Annotated in this window: 7 protein-coding genes; 4 read left to right on the forward strand and 3 right to left on the reverse strand. The window is 74.4% G+C overall.

Translation table 11 applies throughout. From position 1 onward, the window contains the following. The 3 genes from ACWGDX_RS20240 to ACWGDX_RS20250 all read right to left on the reverse strand — a co-directional run bounded on the left by ACWGDX_RS20240 (position 1) and on the right by ACWGDX_RS20250 (position 2,621). A complete protein-coding gene (locus ACWGDX_RS20240) occupies positions 1–1,125 on the reverse strand; it encodes a 3-dehydroquinate synthase family protein (protein WP_453627363.1) in 1,125 nt (374 codons plus the stop codon). Next, on the reverse strand, positions 1,122–2,093 hold the full coding sequence (locus ACWGDX_RS20245; protein WP_453627401.1) for an ROK family protein: 972 nt from the start codon (positions 2,091–2,093) through the stop codon (positions 1,122–1,124). The genes ACWGDX_RS20240 and ACWGDX_RS20245 overlap by 4 nt, the downstream gene beginning before the upstream one ends. A gap of 93 nt (positions 2,094–2,186) precedes the next feature. Next, positions 2,187–2,621, reverse strand: coding sequence for a type II 3-dehydroquinate dehydratase (locus ACWGDX_RS20250; protein WP_453627403.1), 435 nt, complete (start codon positions 2,619–2,621; stop codon positions 2,187–2,189). A gap of 258 nt (positions 2,622–2,879) precedes the next feature. Between ACWGDX_RS20250 and ACWGDX_RS20255 the strand changes: the two genes are divergently transcribed. From ACWGDX_RS20255 to ACWGDX_RS20270, 4 genes are all read left to right on the forward strand, one after another. Further along, on the forward strand, positions 2,880–4,043 hold the full coding sequence (locus tag ACWGDX_RS20255) for a DegT/DnrJ/EryC1/StrS family aminotransferase (RefSeq protein ID WP_453627365.1): 1,164 nt from the start codon (positions 2,880–2,882) through the stop codon (positions 4,041–4,043). After that, positions 4,040–5,143, forward strand: a complete 1,104-nt coding sequence (locus ACWGDX_RS20260) for a Gfo/Idh/MocA family protein (RefSeq protein ID WP_453627366.1) — start codon at positions 4,040–4,042, stop codon at positions 5,141–5,143. Before ACWGDX_RS20255 ends, ACWGDX_RS20260 begins: the two co-directional genes overlap by 4 nt. Continuing rightward, positions 5,130–5,852 (forward strand): HAD-IA family hydrolase, encoded by a 723-nt coding sequence (locus tag ACWGDX_RS20265; protein WP_453627368.1) that lies wholly within the window; start codon positions 5,130–5,132, stop codon positions 5,850–5,852. Before ACWGDX_RS20260 ends, ACWGDX_RS20265 begins: the two co-directional genes overlap by 14 nt. 396 nt (positions 5,853–6,248) lie before the next feature. Continuing rightward, positions 6,249–18,077: an SDR family NAD(P)-dependent oxidoreductase gene (locus tag ACWGDX_RS20270; protein WP_453627370.1), complete on the forward strand. Its 11,829-nt coding sequence runs from the start codon at positions 6,249–6,251 to the stop codon at positions 18,075–18,077. The last annotated feature ends 4 nt before the right edge of the window (positions 18,078–18,081 follow it).

An 18,081-nucleotide genomic window follows, 5' to 3' on the forward strand; every position in this document is an offset into this window, starting at 1 on the left:
TCAGTCGCCCTCCCGGACTCCGGTCTCAGGGAGTTCGCTCTCCCGGGGCATGGCGTCGAGCGTGGCCCTGACGATCTCCTCGGGGACGTCCCGTACCAGCTCCGCGCCGTCCGGCCCGTCGAGCACGAAGGCCAGCCCGTCCGCTCCCGCGCCGTTGAACCGCTTCTTGTCCAGCCGCATGAGGGCGGTGAGCCGGTCCGTGCCGACGCCCGCGGGCAGCCGGGCCGGGAGTCCGTACCCGGTGACGACCTCCAGATGCTCTTCGGCCCGCTTCTCGCCGATCCGGCCGAGCGCGCCGGCGAGCCGTCCCGCGAACACCGTGCCGATCGCGACCCCTTCGCCGTGCCGCAGCCGGAAGTCGGTGGCCCGTTCGAGCGCGTGGCCGAGGGTGTGCCCGTAGTTGAGGATGTGCCGCAGGTTCGTGTCACGTTCGTCGGCGGCGACGACCGACGCCTTGAGCGCGACGCTCGCGGCGATCTGCTCGGTGACCGGGAGGCCGAGCAGGTCGGGGGCGCCGATGAAGTGGCAGCGCGCGATCTCGCCGTAGCCGTTGATCCGCTCCCGCTCCGGCAGGGTCCGCAGATAGTCGGTGTCGCAGAGCACGGCCCGGGGCTGCCAGTAGGCGCCGACCAGGTTCTTGCCCTGGGGCAGGTTCACCGCGGTCTTCCCGCCGACGCTGGCGTCGACCTGGGCCAGCAGCGAGGTGGGCAGATGGACGACGGGGATACCGCGGTGGTAGAGCGCCGCGGCCAGGCCGACCGCGTCGGTGGTGGTGCCGCCGCCGCAGGAGACCACCACGTCGGTGCGGGTCAGCCCCAACTCGGCGAACCGGCGGCACATCTCCTCCACCCACGCCAGCGACTTGTCCTTCTCGCCGTCGCGGGCCCGGATCACCAGATGGGGGACGCCGGGGTCGGGGGTCCACTCCGTCGGCCGGGCCGTGACCACGGCCACCCGGCGCGCGCCGAGACCGGCGACGATCTCGGGGAGCAGGTGCCGGACCCCGGGGCCGATATGGACGGGGTAGCCCCGCTCGCCCAGGGCGACGTCTATCGTCCGTGGCGGTTCGGTCGTCCGGGCGGGTTCATTCCGGTCGGGTTCACTGCGGGCGGTTTCGGTGGTCACGCGGATCCCTCTCGTCTGGCCAGTAACAGGGCGCCGTGCAGGGAGGACAGCCCGCCCAGGGCGGCTGCCGCCATACGCGGCGCGGGAGTGCCCGGCCGGCTCAGCCGCCGGGTGTGTGCGGCGACGGTGTCGACGAAGCCCGGCAGCCCGGTGGCGAAGCCGCCGCCGATCAGCACCAGCTCCGGGCGGACCAGCTCGCACAGGCTGATCACCGCCGCGCCCAGCGCGGCGCAGCTCGCCTCCACCGAGGACACCGCCCATGGCTCGCCGGCCGCGAGGCCGCTCCGCAGCTCGTCGAACGCGACCGGCTCGCCCTTGAGTTCGCCCGCCCTGCGCAGGGTCGCGGGGCCGGAGGCCATGGCCTGTACGCAGCCGGTCCGGCCGCAGTCGCACCGGGCCCCGGACGCGTCGACGATCATGTGGCCGAGTTCGGCGGACCCGCGCGCGGGACCGGGGACTGAGCGCCCGTCCAGCACCATCCCGCCGCCGATCCCGGTCCCGACGCCGAGATACACGACATCGCGGCAGCCCGCCCGGTCGGCCTCGGCGATCGCGGCGAGGTCGCCGTCGTCGGCCCAGCCCACCGCGGCCTCGGGGAACAGATCGCCCAGCACGCGGCGCAGCTGAAGCCCCTCCCACACCGGACGCCCCGGCCAGACCACGACGCGGCCCGAGCCGTCCAGCGTGGCCGGCACCGCCACGCCGACCGAGGTGAACGGTGCCTCCCACCGCTCGCGGAGCGCGGCGACATGCGTGGTCAGGGCCGCCAGGTCCGCGGTGACATTCGCGGTGACGTCGGCGGCGACGTCCGCGGTGACATTCGCGGGGGACGGCCAGCGGAAGGACGTCTCCTGGCTGCTCCGCCCCTCGCCCTCGGCCCGCAGAGCGACCTTGGTGCCGCCGATGTCGATTCCCAGATAGCTGATGACGACTCCAGAGATGGGTGACGCCAGAGGCGGAGATTCCAGAGGCGGAGATTCCGGTGGTGGGGATTCCGGAGGTGGGGATTCCGGAGGGCGTCGACGCCGGCTCCGGAGATCGGTCGACGCCCGCTCCGGAAATCAGACGGGGACCTTCTCCATCAGGGCCCGTGCCGCGAGCCGGTAGCCGAACGCTCCGAGACCGACGATCACGCCGTGCGCCAGCGGCGCGAGCACCGACTCGTGACGGAATGTCTCCCGCGCCCACACATTCGACAGATGGACCTCGATCCAGGGCCGCGGATAGGCGGCGAGCGCGTCCCGCAGGCTCCAGCCCGCCATCATCAGCGCGCCGGGGTTGACGATCGCGCCCACCGTGTCCCAGGACTCGTGGATCCGCTGGATCAGCTCGCCCTCGGACTCGCGCTGGACCGAAACGACCTTCCAGCCGCGCTCCGCGACCTCCCCGGCCACGGCCTTCTCGATGTCCGCGAGGGTGTCGGTGCCGTAGATCCCGGGTTCGCGCCGCCCGAGTATTCCAAGGTTCGGCCCGTTCAGCAAAAGCAGTTCGGACACCATTCCTCGCATTCGGATTAGTCGCCGACCGGTGTTGCCGCCTCAATGCGGACACCGGATCCGTTCGCCTCAAAGGTCTAGCAAAGAACGACGTCCGGGGTAAGCGGAAGAGGCACTACGGACCGGTGATAAGGGCGATGTAGGGGGGACGGTAGGGGGATGACACTAAAGCCCGCCGCTGGTTAGCGTGCCCCATGTTGGTCTTCTGCTGGTTTCATCCGCCGTTAAAACCTCAGAGAATTCAGGGAATCCAGAATTATGGCTAATCAGCACCCGGCCCCCCAGCTCCCCGCGTGGCCGCAGTACGGCGACGAGGAACGGACGGCCCTGCTGCGCGCGCTGGAGCAGGGCCAGTGGTGGCGCATGGGCGGCAGCGAGGTCGACTCGTTCGAGCGGGAGTTCGCCGCCTACCACGGTTCCGAGCACGCCCTGGCCGTCACCAACGGCACCCACGCGCTGGAGCTCGCCCTCCAGGTGATGGGCGTCGGCCCCGGTGACGAGGTGATCGTGCCGGCGTTCACCTTCATCTCCTCGTCCCAGGCCGCGCAGCGGCTCGGCGCGGTCGCCGTCCCCGTCGACGTGGACCTCGACACGTACTGCCTCGACGCCGCGGCCGCCGGGGCGGCGATCACCCCGCGGACCAAGGCCATCATGCCGGTGCACATGGCGGGCCACTTCTGCGACATGGGCGCCCTGGGCAAGCTCTCCGCCGACAGCGGCGCCGAGATCATCCAGGACGCGGCGCACGCGCACGGCAGCCAGTGGGAGGGCAGGAAGGCCGGCGAACTGGGCTCCATCGCCGCCTTCAGCTTCCAGAACGGCAAGCTGATGACCGCGGGCGAGGGCGGTCTGGTGCTCTTCCCCGACGAGAAGTCCCGCGACGAGGCGTTCCTGCGGCACAGCTGCGGCCGGCCGCCGACGGACAAGAAGTACTTCCACAAGACCTCGGGCTCCAACTTCCGGATGAACGAGTTCTCCGCGAGCGTGCTGCGCGCCCAGCTCGAACGCCTCGACGCCCAGATCGAGACACGTGAGAGCCGGTCGGTGGTCCTGAAGGAACTGCTCGCCGGGATTCCGGGCGTGGTGCCCCAGGGCCGCGACGAGCGCGCCGACCGCATCCCGCACTACATGGCCATGTTCCGGGTCCCCGGCTTCACCGAGGAGAGGCGCGACGCGCTGGTCCAGGAGCTGGTGGCCAGGGGGCTGCCCGCCTTTGTCGTCTTCCGCGCGATCTACCGCACCGACGGCTTCTGGGAGACCGGGGCGCCCGACGAGACGGTGGAGGCCATCGCCGAGCGCTGCCCCAACACGGAGAAGATCGCCACCGAGGGCATCTGGCTGCACCACCGCACCCTGCTCGGCACCGAGCAGCAGATGCACCAGGTCGCGGAGATCATCGCCGATGCCCTGGAGACGGCATGAGCGAGGCCCCGCGGCTGCGCGTCGCTCTCGTGGGGTTCGGCTGGGCGGGGCGGTCGATCTGGCTGCCCCGGCTGGCCGAGCACTCCGCCTACCAGGTCGTCGCCGTGGTGGAACCGGACGCGAAGACCCGGGCCCTCGCCGCCGGTCAGGGCATCACCGTCGCGCTGGCCGATCTTGACGCGCTGGACCCGGCCGAGGTGGACCTCGCCGTCGTGGCGGTCCCCAACCATCTGCACAGCCCGATCGCCTGCCGGCTGCTCGACCGCGGCATCCCGGTCTTCCTGGAGAAGCCCGTGTGTCTGAGCGTCGAGGAGGCGGACCTGCTGGCCGCGGCCGAACGGCGCGGCGGCGCGGTGCTGCTCGCCGGCAGCGCCGCCCGCTACCGCGCCGATGTGCGGGCGCTGCACGACCTGGCCGAGGAGACCGGCCCGCTGCGGCATGTGGACCTCTCCTGGGTCCGCGCCCGCGGCGTGCCCGGCGCCGGCGGCTGGTTCACCGACCGCCGGCTGGCGGGCGGCGGCGCGCTGGTCGATCTCGGCTGGCATCTGCTCGACTCGGTCGGCCCGCTGCTGGGCCCCGCCGTCTTCGAGCAGATCGTCGGCACGGTCTCCACCGACTTCGTCAACGACAGCTCCGTACAGGCCGCCTGGCACGCGGCGAAGGAGGACGGCGGCGCCGGTGACGTGGAGGACACCGCCCGCGGTTTCCTGGTCACCGCCGACGGCGTCTCGGTCGCGCTGCGCGCCAGCTGGGCGTCCCACGAGGCCCGTGACACCACCCGGATCACCGTCGAGGGCGGCGCCGGAACGGCCACGCTGACCTGCACCTTCGGATTCAGCACCAACCGGCGGGCCGGCTCGGTGCTCAGCCGGACCCGTAACGGTGTCACGGAGGAGGTGCCGGTGCCCGAGGAGCCCATCGGCGCCGAGTACGTCCGCCAGCTCGACGAACTCCCCGCCCTGCTGGCCGATCCGGCGAGCCGGGGCAGGGCGATCGGACCCGCCCGCCAGATGATCGGGGCGATCGAGCGGTTCTACGACTCCGCCTGGATCCCCCGGCGTCCTGCCCGCACACAGGAGGTCACCCGTGCCCGTGCCTGACGCGTTCGACACGGTGGTGTTCGACCTCGACGGAGTGATCGTGGACAGCTTCGCCGTCATGCGCGAGGCGTTCCGGATCGCCCACGCCGAGGTGGTGGGCGACGAGCCCGCGCCGTTCGAGGAGTACAGCCGGCACCTCGGCCGGTACTTCCCGGACATCATGAAGATCATGGGGCTGCCGCTGGAGATGGAGGGGCCCTTCGTCCGGGAGAGCCACCGGCTGGCCCATCAGGTCACCGTCTTCGACGGCATCAAGAACCTGCTGACCGAGCTGAACGCGCGGGAGATCCGCCTCGCCATCGCGACCGGCAAGAGCGGTGTGCGCGCACGGTCCCTGCTCGAAATCCTGGGCATCATCGGCCATTTCGACCATGTGATCGGCTCGGACGAGGTGGCGCGCCCCAAGCCGGCCCCCGACATCGTGCTGCACGCGCTCGACCTGCTCGGCGCGCGGGCGGACCGGGCCATGATGGTCGGCGACGCCGTCACCGACCTGGCCAGCGCCTGCGGAGCGGGGGTGACGGCGGTCGCGGCGCTCTGGGGTGAGGGCGACGCGGACACGCTGCTCGCCGCCCGGCCCGATGTGGTGCTGCACAAGCCGGAAGAACTCCTGGACCTCTGCCCACCGGTGCGGCGGTCGTCCTCGGGGGCCGCCGCGGTACCGGACCCGCCCGCCCCGGTGCCCGAGAACCGATCCAGAAGAGCGTGATTCCCCACCTGTGGCGCACAGACCGGCGGTTCCGCCTGTCCTTCTCGCCGTGGCCGACGCTCGCCCGCTTCGATCTTCTCTACGACGGGAGTCGCTGACGGCCTGACAGCCTGACGGTCTTCCGGCCCGACAGCCTGACGGTCTTCCGGTTTTCCGCCTTCCGGGCCGGGGGACGCCCCCCATGGGCGAGCGCCCATGGGGGGCGTCCGCATGGGCGGAGACCCCCGCACCCCGCCCGTGGGCCGGGTGACTCCGCCGGCCTCACCCGTACCGGCGCCGCCCCCCGGCCTCGATGTAAGGGGGACATAGGGGAGTCGTTAGGGGACGGGCGGCGGACGGGCGCGATGAGACTTGGGGCCTGGTCAAGTGGTCCGCCGCCCCAAGGGATGTGATGCCATGTTGCGTACGGAGCTCATCCGGCCGCTGCCCGAGCTTCTGCGGGCGCATGCCTCCCGCTTCGAGGACAAGATCGCGTTCCGCGACGCCCGGCGAAGCGTGAGCTACGCCGAACTGGAGCTGCGCACCGGGCGGCTCGCCGGGCATCTGGCGGATCTCCGGCTCCAGCCCGGCGACCGCGCGGCGATCCTGCTCGGCAACCGGGTGGAGATGGTCGAGAGCTATCTCGCGGTCCTGCGGGCGGGCGCGATCGGCGTGCCGCTCAATCCCAGGGTCACCGAGACCGAGCTGGCGTATCTGCTCCAGGACAGCGGCGCCCGGATGGTGATCACCGACGAGGCCCATGTCGACCAGCTGCGCGCCGCCGCCGCGGCCGGTGGCGGCGGGGAGCCGCGGATCGTCGTCGTCGGCGACGGACCCGCACCCGCGGGCACGGTGCCGTACGAGACGCTGGCCCTGACGGAGCCGGCCACCCCGGCGCGGGACGACCTGCCGCTCGACTCCCCCGCGTGGATGCTCTATACCTCGGGCACGACCGGCAGGCCCAAGGGCGTGCTGTCCAGCCAGCGCAACTGCCTCTGGTCGGTGGCCGCCTGCTATGTGCCGATCCCCGGTCTGACCGCCGAGGACCGGGTGCTGTGGCCGCTGCCGCTCTTCCACAGCCTCTCGCACATCGCCTGCGTGCTCAGCGTGACCGCGGTGGGCGCCACCGCGCGCCTGCTCGACGGCTTCTCGCCCGACGAGGTCCTGCACGCCCTGCGCGCGGACGCCACCACCTTCCTGGCCGGTGTGCCCACGATGTACCACCACCTCGTACGGGCCGCGGGCCGGGAGCGGCTCGAACTGCCGGACCTGCGGATGTGCCTGGTGGGCGGCGCCATCACCACGGCGGCGCTGCGCCGGTCCTTCGAGGAGGCCTTCGGCGCCCCGCTGCTGGACGCCTACGGCTCCACCGAGACCTGCGGTTCGATCACCATCAACTGGCCGACCGGCTCCCGGGTCGAGGGATCCTGCGGTCTCCCGGTGCCGGGACTCGGCGTACGGCTGGTCGACCCGGAGCGCGGCGTCGACGTGGGCCCCGGTGAGGAGGGCGAGGTGTGGGTGCGCGGGCCGAGCGTCATGGCCGGCTACCACAACAAGCCGGAGGTCACCGCCGAGGTCTTCCACGACGGCTGGTACCGCACCGGCGACCTGGCCCGGCGCGACGACGCCGGCTATTTCTCCATCACCGGGCGGATCAAGGAACTGATCATCCGGGGCGGCGAGAACATCCACCCGGGCGAGATCGAGGAGGTGCTGCGCTCGGGCACCGGGGTGGCGGACGCCGCCGTGGTCGGCAAGCCGCACGATGTGCTGGGCGAGGTCCCGGTGGCCTTCCTGGTCCCGGGCCCGGAGGGACTCGACCCGGAGGAGCTGCTGGCGGCCTGCCGGGAGCGGCTGTCGTACTTCAAGGTGCCCGAGGAGCTCTACGAGATCGACCGCATCCCGCGGACCGCCTCGGGGAAGATCACCCGGCATGTCCTGCTGGACCGCCCCGCCCGGCTGCGGGCCGCGGGCGGCGCCCACCACGAGTCGCTCTTCCAGCTCGACTGGCTGCCGCTGTCCTCCGTACCCGTACAACTGCCCGCCCGGCGCTGGGCGGTGGCCGGGCCGGACACCTTCGGCATCGCGGGACCGCTGCGCGCCCAGGGCCAGACCGTCGACCTCCACTCCGGCCTCGCCGGGCTCCGCGAGGCCGTCGCCCTGGGCGCGCCCGTCCCCGATGTCACCGTGCTGTCGGACGCCGGTGCCGGGATCCGCGTACCCGGTCCGCTCGCGGACGAGGCGGACCGTACCCTGCGGGAGCTCGGCGACGGGGTGCGCGCCTGGCTGGCCGACGAGCGGTTCGCGGCCGGCACGCTGGTCGTGACGACCCGGGGCGCGGTCGCCCCCGGCCGCGACGACGACGTGACCGACCTGGCCGGCACCCCGGTGTGGGGCATGGTCCGCGCCGTCCAGGCCACGGGGACCGGCCGGACCGCGCTGGTCGACCTGGACCCCGACGACCCGTCGGTGGCGGGACTGGCGGGCGCGGTGTTCTCCGCCGAGCCCCAGCTCCTGTTGCGCTCGGGCGTCGCGCTGCGGCCCCAGGCGGTACGGGTCCCGGCGACCGCGGACGCGGGCGCGCCGCCCCTGCTCGGCCCGCGGCCCACCGTGCTGCTCACCGGCGCCGACAGCACCGTCGCCGCGGTGCTGGCGCGTCATCTGGCCGCCGCGCACGGCGCGCGCCGTTTCCTGCTCGTCAGCGACCGCGGCGCCGCGGACCCGGCCGCCGCCGCGCTGCGGGACGAACTGGCAGGCCAGGGCGCCGAGGCCACCCTGGCGGCCTGCGACCTCGCCGACCGGGAAGCGCTCGCCGCGCTGCTGAGCGCTCCCGGGAACCGGCCCACGGCCGTGGTGTACGCGCCCGGCGCCACCGGACGCCCGCTGACCTCCGTCGTGCACGGCGCGCTGAATCTGCACGAGCTGACCAGCGGCACCGAACTGACCGCCTTCGTGCTGCTCGCCTCGCTCGCCGGCGTGCTCGGCGAGCGGGACCGGGGCGAGGAGGCCGCCGCCGACGCCTTCCTGGAGGCGTTCGCGCAGCACCGCGCCGCCCGCGGGCTGCCGGCGCTCACCCTGGCCCTCGGCCCCGCGGAGCACGACGACCGGCCGCTGCCCACGGGCCTGGGCCGGCTGACCGCCCGGGAGACCGTGGCGATGTTCGACGCCGCGCATCTCGCCGACCGGTCCTCCCTCATGGTGATGCGGCTGGACTCCACGGTGGCGGGCGGCGCCGGTCTGCCCACCGCGCTGCGCGACCTGATCGACGTACCCGTCCAGGCCGGCGCCCCCGACGACGCGGCGACGGCCGCGCTGCGGGAGCGGCTCGTACCGCTGCCCGCCCAGGAGCGGCACCGGGTCCTGGTGGACCTGGTGCGCGCCGAGGTCGCGGAGCTGTACGACGCGCCGGGCGGCGCGGCGGGCATCCCCGCCGACAAGGCCTTCCGCGATCTCGGTCTCGACTCGCTCACCGCCGTGCGGCTGCGCAACCGGCTCACCGCGCGCACCGGTCTCGACCTGCCGCTCACGCTCGCCTTCGACCACCCCACCCCGGCCGAGACGGCGCGCCGTCTCGGCACCCTCCTCATGGGCGGCGAGAAGTCCCCGGGCGGCGCCCCCCGGCCGCTCCCGGCGCGCTCCGACGAGCCGGTCGCGATCGTCGCCATGGGCTGCCGGCTGCCCGGCGGAGTGACCTCGCCGCAGGACCTGTGGCGGCTGGTGAGCGAGGGGACCGACGCGATCGGCGCCTTCCCCGGCGACCGGGGCTGGGACCTCGCGGAGCTCTTCGATCCCGACCCGGGCAAGGCCGGCAAGTCCTATGTCGACCACGGCGGCTTCCTCTACGACGCGGCGGACTTCGACGCGGGCTTCTTCGGGATATCGCCGCGCGAGGCGATGGCGATGGACCCCCAGCAGCGGCTGCTGCTGGAGGTGTCCTGGGAGGTCCTGGAACGCGCGGGCATCGACCCCACGTCGCTGCGCGGCGCGGGCGTCGGGGTCTTCTCCGGCCTGATGTACCACGACTACCTGACCGGCGTCGGCGAGGTCCCGGAGGACTTGCAGGGCTATCTGGGCACCGGCAACTCCGGCAGCGTGGCCTCCGGCCGGGTGTCGTACACGCTGGGCCTGGAGGGCCCGGCGGTGACGGTGGACACGGCCTGCTCGTCGTCGCTGGTGGCGGTGCATCTGGCGGCGCGGGCCCTGGGCAGCGGCGAGTGCGATCTGGCGCTGGCCGGCGGTGTGGCGGTGATGGCGCGGCCCACCTCGTACGTGGAGTTCTCCCGGCAGCGGGCGCTGGCGCCGGACGGGCGGTGCAAGCCGTTCGCCGAGGCCGCCGACGGCACCGCCTGGTCCGAGGGCGCGGCGGTGCTGCTGCTGGAGCGCCTGTCCGACGCCCGGCGCAACGGGCACGAGGTGCTGGCGGTGGTGCGCGGGTCCGCGGTGAACCAGGACGGCGCGTCGAACGGCCTGACGGCGCCCAGCGGTCCGGCGCAGGAGCGGGTGATCCAGCGGGCGCTGGCGAGCGCCCGGCTGACGGCCGCCGACGTGGACGTGGTGGAGGCGCACGGCACCGGCACCATGCTGGGGGATCCGATCGAGGCGCGGGCGCTGCTGGCGACCTACGGCCAGGACCGCCCGGCGGACCAGCCGCTCTGGCTCGGTTCGCTGAAGTCCAACATCGGGCACGCCCAGGCCGCGGCCGGCGCCGCCGGCATCATCAAGATGGTCGAGGCGATGCGGCACGGCGTGCTGCCGAGGACGCTGCACGTGGACGCGCCGACGTCCAAGGTCGACTGGGGCTCGGGAGCCGTCGAACTGCTCACCGAGGGGCGCCGGTGGCCGGAGGTGGACCGGCCGCGCCGGGCGGCCGTCTCCTCCTTCGGGGTGAGCGGGACGAACGCGCATCTCATCCTGGAGCAGGCACCGGCCGTGCCCGAGGCCGACGGGACCGAGGACACGCGCCGGGGCGCGCCCTCGGTCGTGCCCTGGCTCCTGTCGGGCCGCACGCCCGAGGCACTGCGCGCGCAGGCCGCGCGGCTGGCCGCCTTCACCGAGGCCCGGCCGGAGCTGGAGCCGTCCGCGGTGGCCCGCTCGCTGGCCGCCTCCCGGGCCGCCCTGGAGCGGCGGGCCGTGGTGATCGCCCCTGACCGGACGGCCGCCCTGACCGGACTGGCCGGGCTGGCCGGCGCGGGCGAGGGGCCCGGCGTGGTGGCCGGGACCGCCGATGTGGAGGGCAGGCGGGTCTTCGTCTTCCCGGGACAGGGGTCGCAGTGGGCCGGTATGGGCCGGGAGCTGCTGGAGACCTCGCCGGTGTTCGCCGAGCGTCTCGGCGAGGTCGCGGCCGCGCTGGCGCCTTACGTGGACTGGTCGTTGACGGACGTGATCCGGCAGGCGGAGGGCGCGCCGTCGCTGGAGCGGGTGGATGTGGTGCAGCCCGCCTCGTTCGCGATGATGGTGTCCCTGGCGCGGGTGTGGGAGTCGCTGGGGGTGGTGCCGGACGCGGTGCTGGGCCATTCCCAGGGCGAGATCGCCGCCGCCCAGGTGGCCGGGGCGCTGACGCTCCAGGACGCGGCGGCCGTGGTGGCGCTGCGCTCCCAGGCCATCGCCCGCGGTCTGGCCGGCCGGGGCGGCATGCTCTCCGTGGCCCTGTCGCGCGAGGCGGTGGCCGAGCGGCTGGGCGACGGGGTGGAGCTGGCCGCGGTCAACGGCCCGGCGTCCGTGGTCGTCGCGGGTGATCCGGCGGCGCTGGACGCCCTGATGGCGGCGTACGAGGCGGAGGGCGTACGGGCGCGGCGCGTGCCGGTCGACTACGCCTCCCACACCTCGCACGTCGAGGGCATCGAGAGCGAACTGGCCGGGCTGCTGGCCGGCATCGCGCCGCGCAGGGCCGCCATCCCGTTCTGGTCGACCGTGGAGGGCCGCCGGCTGGACGGCCCGGAGCTGGACGGCGGCTACTGGTACCGCAATCTGCGGCACACGGTCGGGTTCGCCGACACGGCGGCAGCGCTGGCCCAGGACGGCTTCCGGGCCTTCGTCGAGGTCAGCTCCCACCCGGTGCTGGCGCACAGCGTCAGCGAGATCCTGGACGAGCACGCCCCGGTCGGCGCCGTGGTCACCGGCACCCTGCGCCGGGACGACGGCGGCCTCGGCCGGGTGCTGACGTCCGCGGCGGAACTGCATGTCCGCGGCGTGCCCGTCGACTTCGCCGCCGCCTTCGCGGGGGCGGGCACCGTACGGCCCGGGGACCTGCCCACGTACGCCTTCCAGCACCAGCGCTACTGGCTCGAACCCGAGCGGACCTCCGGGGACGTCGCCGAGGCCGGCCTGGACGACGCCGGGCACCCGCTGCTGACCGCGGGACTGGTGCTCGCGGGCGGCGAGAGCGCGGTGTTCACCGGACGGCTCACCGAGCGCGCCCTGCCGTGGCTGGCGGACCACCGGGTCGGCGGGGTGTCCCTGCTGCCCGGCACCGCCCTGCTGGACGCGCTCCTGCACGTCGGCGAGCGGCTGGGCGTCCCGGTCGTCGAGGAACTGACCATCTCCGCGCCGGTCGTCGTCCCCGACGGCGGCGGTACGGACCTCCAGGTGCATGTCGCCGAAGCCGTTCCTGACGCGGTATCGGGTGCTGGTGCTGGTGCTGGTGCTGGTGCAGGAGCAGGTGCTGGTGCCGGAGCCGGTCCGGACGCGGAAGCCGGTCCGGACGCGGCCGGCCGCCGTACCGTACGGCTGCTCACCCGGGCCGGCGCGGACCGGGAGTGGTCCGAGACCGCCACCGCGGTGCTCGCCCCGGCGGAGCCCCCGGGCGACGCCAGGGCGGATCTGGTGTCCTGGCCGCCCGCCGGGGCCGACCCGGTCGATCTGGACGGCTTCTACGACCGGCTCACCGTGGACTACGGCCCCTCCTTCCACGCGGTGGAGGCCGCCTGGACGCGCGACGGGCGCCTCTACGCGCAGCTCCGGCTCCCGGCGGCGGTCGGGGACGCCGATGCCGATGCCTACGGCCTCCACCCGGCCCTGCTCGACGCCGCGCTGCACCCGCTGGGCGCCGCGGGCTTCTTCGCCGACCCCGGCCGGCCCCGGCTCGCGTTCTCCTGGTCCGGCGTCCGCCTGCACGCCGTCGGCGCCCGCTCGCTGCGGGTGGTCCTCGCCAAGGAGGGGGAGGAGTCCGTACGCATCCACGCCTCCGACGACACCGGCGCGCCCGTCGTCGATATCGAGACGCTGACGGTGCGCCCGGTGGACCCGGGCCGGCTCGGCACCGCCGGCGCGGCGCTGCACGAGGTGGAGTGGGTGCCCGTCCCGACGGGCGGGGAGGCCGCTTCCGCGACCGCCTCCCTGACCGCACCTCCGACCGCCTCCCTGACCGTTTCCGCGACCGTCTCCGTGGCCGCACCCGCGACCGCCTCCGCAGACGAGGAGACCACCGCCCCCGCGACCACGGCCGCGACCGCTCTCGCGGAGGACGCCTGGGCCTTCCACGGTGAACTGGCCGCCGACGCCCCGCCGCCACCGCTCGTCGTGCTGCGGGTGGGCGACGGCGACCCGGCGGCGGCCGTGCCCGAGCGGGTGCGTGCCGTCGGGCGCGAGGTGCTGGGCGTCCTCAAGGACTGGCTGGCCGACCCGCGCACCGTGTCGTCCCGGCTGGTGGTCGTCGCCCGCCGCGGCGACCTCGTCCACGAGCCGGTCCGCGGCCTCGTACGGACCGCGCTGTCCGAGAACCCCGAGCGGTTCGTACTGCTGGACACCGACGACCTCGCGGCGCTGCCCGCCGTCCTCGCCGCCCTGCCGGACGAGCCGCAGATCGCGGTGCGCGAGGGCCAGCGGTATGTCGCCCGCCTCAGGCGGACCGGCCCGCGGACTCCGGACCGGCCGGCCCGGCTCACCGGTGGCACGGTCCTGGTCACCGGCGCGTCCGGCGGGCTCGGCCGCCTGGTGGCCCGTCACCTCGTACGGGAGCACGGCGTCGCGGAGCTGGTGCTGCTCGCCCGCTCCGGGGTGGCGCCGGAACTGGTCGGGGAACTGACGGCGGCGGGAGCCCGGGTACGTACGGAGGCGGCCGATGTCGCCGACCGGGAAGCGCTGGCCCGCGTCGTGGACTCCGTCTCCGACCGGCTCACCGCCGTCGTCCATGTGGCCGGAGTCGTCGCCGACGGGGTGATCGGCGCCCTCGACGACGACAAGTGGACCACCGTGCTGCGCCCCAAGGTGGACGGGGCCTGGCATCTGCACGAGCTGACCCAGGGCCTCGACCTGGCCGCCTTCGTGCTCTATTCGTCCGTGTCCGGCGTCCTCGGGGGCTCCGGCCAGGGCAACTACGCGGCGGGCAACGCCTTCCTCGACGCCCTCGCGACCCACCGCCGGGAGCTCGGCCTGCCCGCCGTCTCGCTGGCCTGGGGCCTGTGGGCGGAGTCCGCGGGCATGGGCGGCCGGCTCGGCGACACCGACCTCGCCAGGATGGCCCGCGCGGGCACCCTCCCGCTCACCGCCGAGCAGGGTCTCGCGCTCTTCGACGCGGCCCTGGACAGCGACCGGGCCGCGCTCGTACCGATCCGGCTCGATCTGACCGGCCGGCGGCGCGACGAAGTGCCCGCGCTGCTGCGGGATCTGGCGCCCGCCGCGCGCCCTCGCCGCACCCCGCGCCGCGCCGCCACGGCGCCCGCCGCCGAGGGCGGGGGTTCCGCGCTCGCCCAGCGGCTGGCCGCGCTGCGCGGCACCGAACGCGAGGAGGTGCTGCTGGGCGTCGTACGCGCGCAGGCCGCCACCGTGCTCGGCCACGCCTCGGCCGACGGCATCGAGGAACGGCGCCCCTTCAAGGACCTGGGCGTCGACTCGCTGACCGCCGTCGAACTGCGCAACCGGCTCAGCACCGCGACCGGGCTGCGGCTGCCCGCCACCCTGGTCTTCAACTACCCGACACCGACGGAACTCGCCCGGTATCTGACGGCCGAACTCGTCGGCGAGACCCCCGAGGAGACGCCCGAGGAGAGGCCCGGGAAGACCTCCGAGGAGACGCCCGGGAAGACCCGGCCGGCGCCGGGCGCGGCGCCGGGCGTGGCCTCGGCAGCGGCGGCGGGCCCGGAGGACGATCCCATCGTGGTCGTGGCCACCGGCTGCCGCTTCCCCGGCGGCCTCGACACGGCCGAGGACCTGTGGGAGTTCGTCCTGGGCGGCGGCGACGCCATCACCGCCCTGCCCACCGACCGCGGCTGGGACCTGGACGGCACGTACGACCCGGACCCGGACGTGCCCGGCAAGACCTATGTGCGCGGCGGCGGCTTCCTGCCCGGTGTCGCGGACTTCGATGCCGGCTTCTTCCGGATCGGACCGGGCGAGGCGCTCGCCATGGACCCGCAGCAGCGGCTGCTGCTGGAGGTCGCCTGGGAGACGCTGGAGCGGGCCGGGCTCGACCCGGCCGCGCTGCGCGGCACCCCCACGGGCGTCTATGTCGGCACCCACGGCCAGGACTACGGCACGGGTGCCACCGACGGCCGGGCCGACGAGGGCTATCTGATCACCGGCAGGGCGGGCAGCGTGCTGTCCGGGCGGCTGTCGTACACGCTCGGCCTCGAAGGGCCGGCCCTGACCGTCGACACGGCGTGCTCGTCGTCGCTGGTCGCCGTGCACCTGGCCGCGCAGGCGCTCCGTAACGGCGAGTGCTCGCTGGCGCTGGCCGGTGGTGCCTCGGTGATGTCCACGCTGGAAGGTCTCGTCGGCTTCTCGCGCCAGCGCGGACTCGCCGCCGACGGCCGCAGCAAGGCGTTCGCCGACGGTGCCGACGGGTTCGGCATGGCCGAGGGCGTGGGGCTGCTGCTGCTCGAACGGCTCTCGGACGCCCGCAGGGCGGGGCACGAGGTGCTGGCCGTGATCCGGGGCTCGGCGATCAACCAGGACGGCGCGTCGAACGGTCTGACGGCGCCGAACGGGCCGTCGCAGGAACGGGTGATCCGGCAGGCGCTGGCCCAGGCGCGGCTCACCGCGGCCGATGTGGACGCGGTGGAGGCGCACGGCACCGGCACCAAGCTGGGCGACCCCATCGAGGCCGACGCGCTGCTGGCGACCTACGGGCGCGGCCGGCCCGCCGACCGGCCGCTGTGGTTCGGGTCGGTCAAGTCCAACGTGGGGCACACCCAGGCCGCGGCCGGCGCCGCGGGCCTGATCAAGATGATCGAGGCGATGCGGCACGGCGTGCTGCCCAGGACACTGCACGCGGACACGCCGTCCTCGCACATCGACTGGGACGCGGGCGCGATCGAGCTGCTGACCGAGGCGCGCGCCTGGCCCGAGGCGGACCGGCCGCGCCGGGCGGGGGTGTCGGCGTTCGGCATCAGCGGCACCAACGCCCATGTGATCGTGGAGCAGGCACCGCCGCCCGCACCCGAGGAGCACGACGGCGGCGAGAGCGCCGTTGACGGCAAGGACGGCTCCGCCCTCGCTCCGGTGCCGGTGCCGGTGCCTGTGTCTGTGCCGGTGCCTGTGCCGCTGTCGGCCAGGTCGGCCGAGGGTCTGCGCGGCCAGGCCGCCAAGCTCGCCCGCCATCTGGACAAGCACCCCACGACGTCCCTGACCGACGTGGCGTTCTCCCAGGCCGTCGCGCGGGCCGGTCTGGAGCGGCGGGCCGTGGTGCTGGCCGCGGACCGCGGCGAGCTGCTGGCCGGTCTCGCGGCGCTGGCCGACGGCAGCCCCGCCAGGCATGTCGTACGGGACACCGCGGGCGGCGGCGGCCTGGCCTTCCTGTTCACCGGCCAGGGCAGCCAGCGGACCGGGATGGGCCGTGAGCTGTACGCCGACTTCCCGGTGTTCGCAGACGCCTTCGACGAGGTGTGCGCGGCGCTCGACCCGCATCTGCGGCATCCGCTGCGCGAGGTCGTCTCCGGCGCGCCGGACCCGGGGCTGCTGGACGCGACGGCGTACACCCAGCCCGCCCTCTTCGCGTTCGAGACCGCGCTGTACCGGCTCCTCCAGTCGTGGGGGATGCGCCCGGACTTCGTCGCCGGGCACTCCCTCGGGGAGCTGGTGGCGGCGCATGTCGCCGGTGTGCTGCCGCTCCGGGACGCCGCCGCGCTGGTCACCGCCCGCGGCAGGCTGATCCAGGCGCTGCCCCCGGGCGGTGCCATGGTCGCCGTCCAGGCGGCCGAGGCGGATGTGCTGGGGCTGCTCGCGGGACGGGAGGGACGGGCGGGCATCGCCGCCGTCAACAGCCCCGCCTCGGTGGTGGTCTCCGGCGACGAGGACGCCGTGCTGGCGGTCGCCGGGCAGTGCGCCGAGCGCGGCTGGAAGACCCGCAGGCTGCGCGTCGGCCACGCCTTCCACTCACCCCGGATGGACGCGATGCTCGCCGAGTTCCGCGAGGTGGCGGCGGGCCTCACGTATCACCGGCCGGAGATCGCGGTGGTGTCCAATGTCACCGGAGAGGTCCTGAAGCCCGATCAGCTCACCTCGCCCGACTACTGGGTCGAGCACGTCCGCCGGCCGGTGCGCTTCCTCGACGCCGTCCGCACCCTCTTCGAACAGGGCGTCAGAACGTATGTGGAGGTCGGCCCGGACGCCGCGCTGACGCCCATGGTCGCGGAGTCGCTGGGGGAGACGGGCACCACGGCGACCTGCCTGGTGACACAGCGCCGCGACCGGCCGGAGACCCGGACCGTGCTGACGGCCCTGGCCGCCGCGCACGCCCGGGGGACCGCCGTCGACTGGCCGGCCGTGTTCGCCGGCACCGGGGCGCGGCGCGTGGACCTGCCGACGTACGCCTTCCAGCGCCGGCGCTACTGGCTGGCGTCGACGGGTCCCGTCATCCGTGAAGGCGCCGCCGCGCCGGCCGGCGGCACGGTCGGCGGCACCGCGTCGGCTCCCGGAGCAGCGAACGGGACGGCCAACGGGGCAGTGGATGGGACGGCGAACGGGACCTCGTTCCGCGACCGCTTCCGGGACCTTCCAGGGGACGAGCGACTCACGGCGCTGCTCGACCTGGTCCAGGGCGAGGCCGGGGAGACCCTCGGCTATCTGGACAACCGGCTCGATCCGGACGCGGCCTTCTTCGAGGAGGGATTCACCTCGCTGAACGCCGTCGAACTGCGCAACCGGCTGGCCGGGACCACCGGGCTGCGGCTGCCGGCCGGTCTGCTCTTCGACCAGCCCACGCCGCGGATGCTCGCCGAGCATCTGCACGACCTGTTGACCCACGACCTGTTGACCACCGGGTCGATCACCGAGTTGACCACCGAGTCGACCACCGAGCGGGAGGGCTGAGCGG

This window comes from Streptomyces sp. NPDC055025, from assembly GCF_053608565.1.

Coding starts and splice junctions, on each gene's coding strand:
- ACWGDX_RS20255 (WP_453627365.1), top strand. CDS start 2,880: ATGGCTAATCAGCACCCGGCCCCCCAGCTCCCCGCGTGGCCGCAGTAC.
- ACWGDX_RS20260 (WP_453627366.1), top strand. CDS start 4,040: ATGAGCGAGGCCCCGCGGCTGCGCGTCGCTCTCGTGGGGTTCGGCTGG.
- ACWGDX_RS20270 (WP_453627370.1), top strand. CDS start 6,249: ATGTTGCGTACGGAGCTCATCCGGCCGCTGCCCGAGCTTCTGCGGGCG.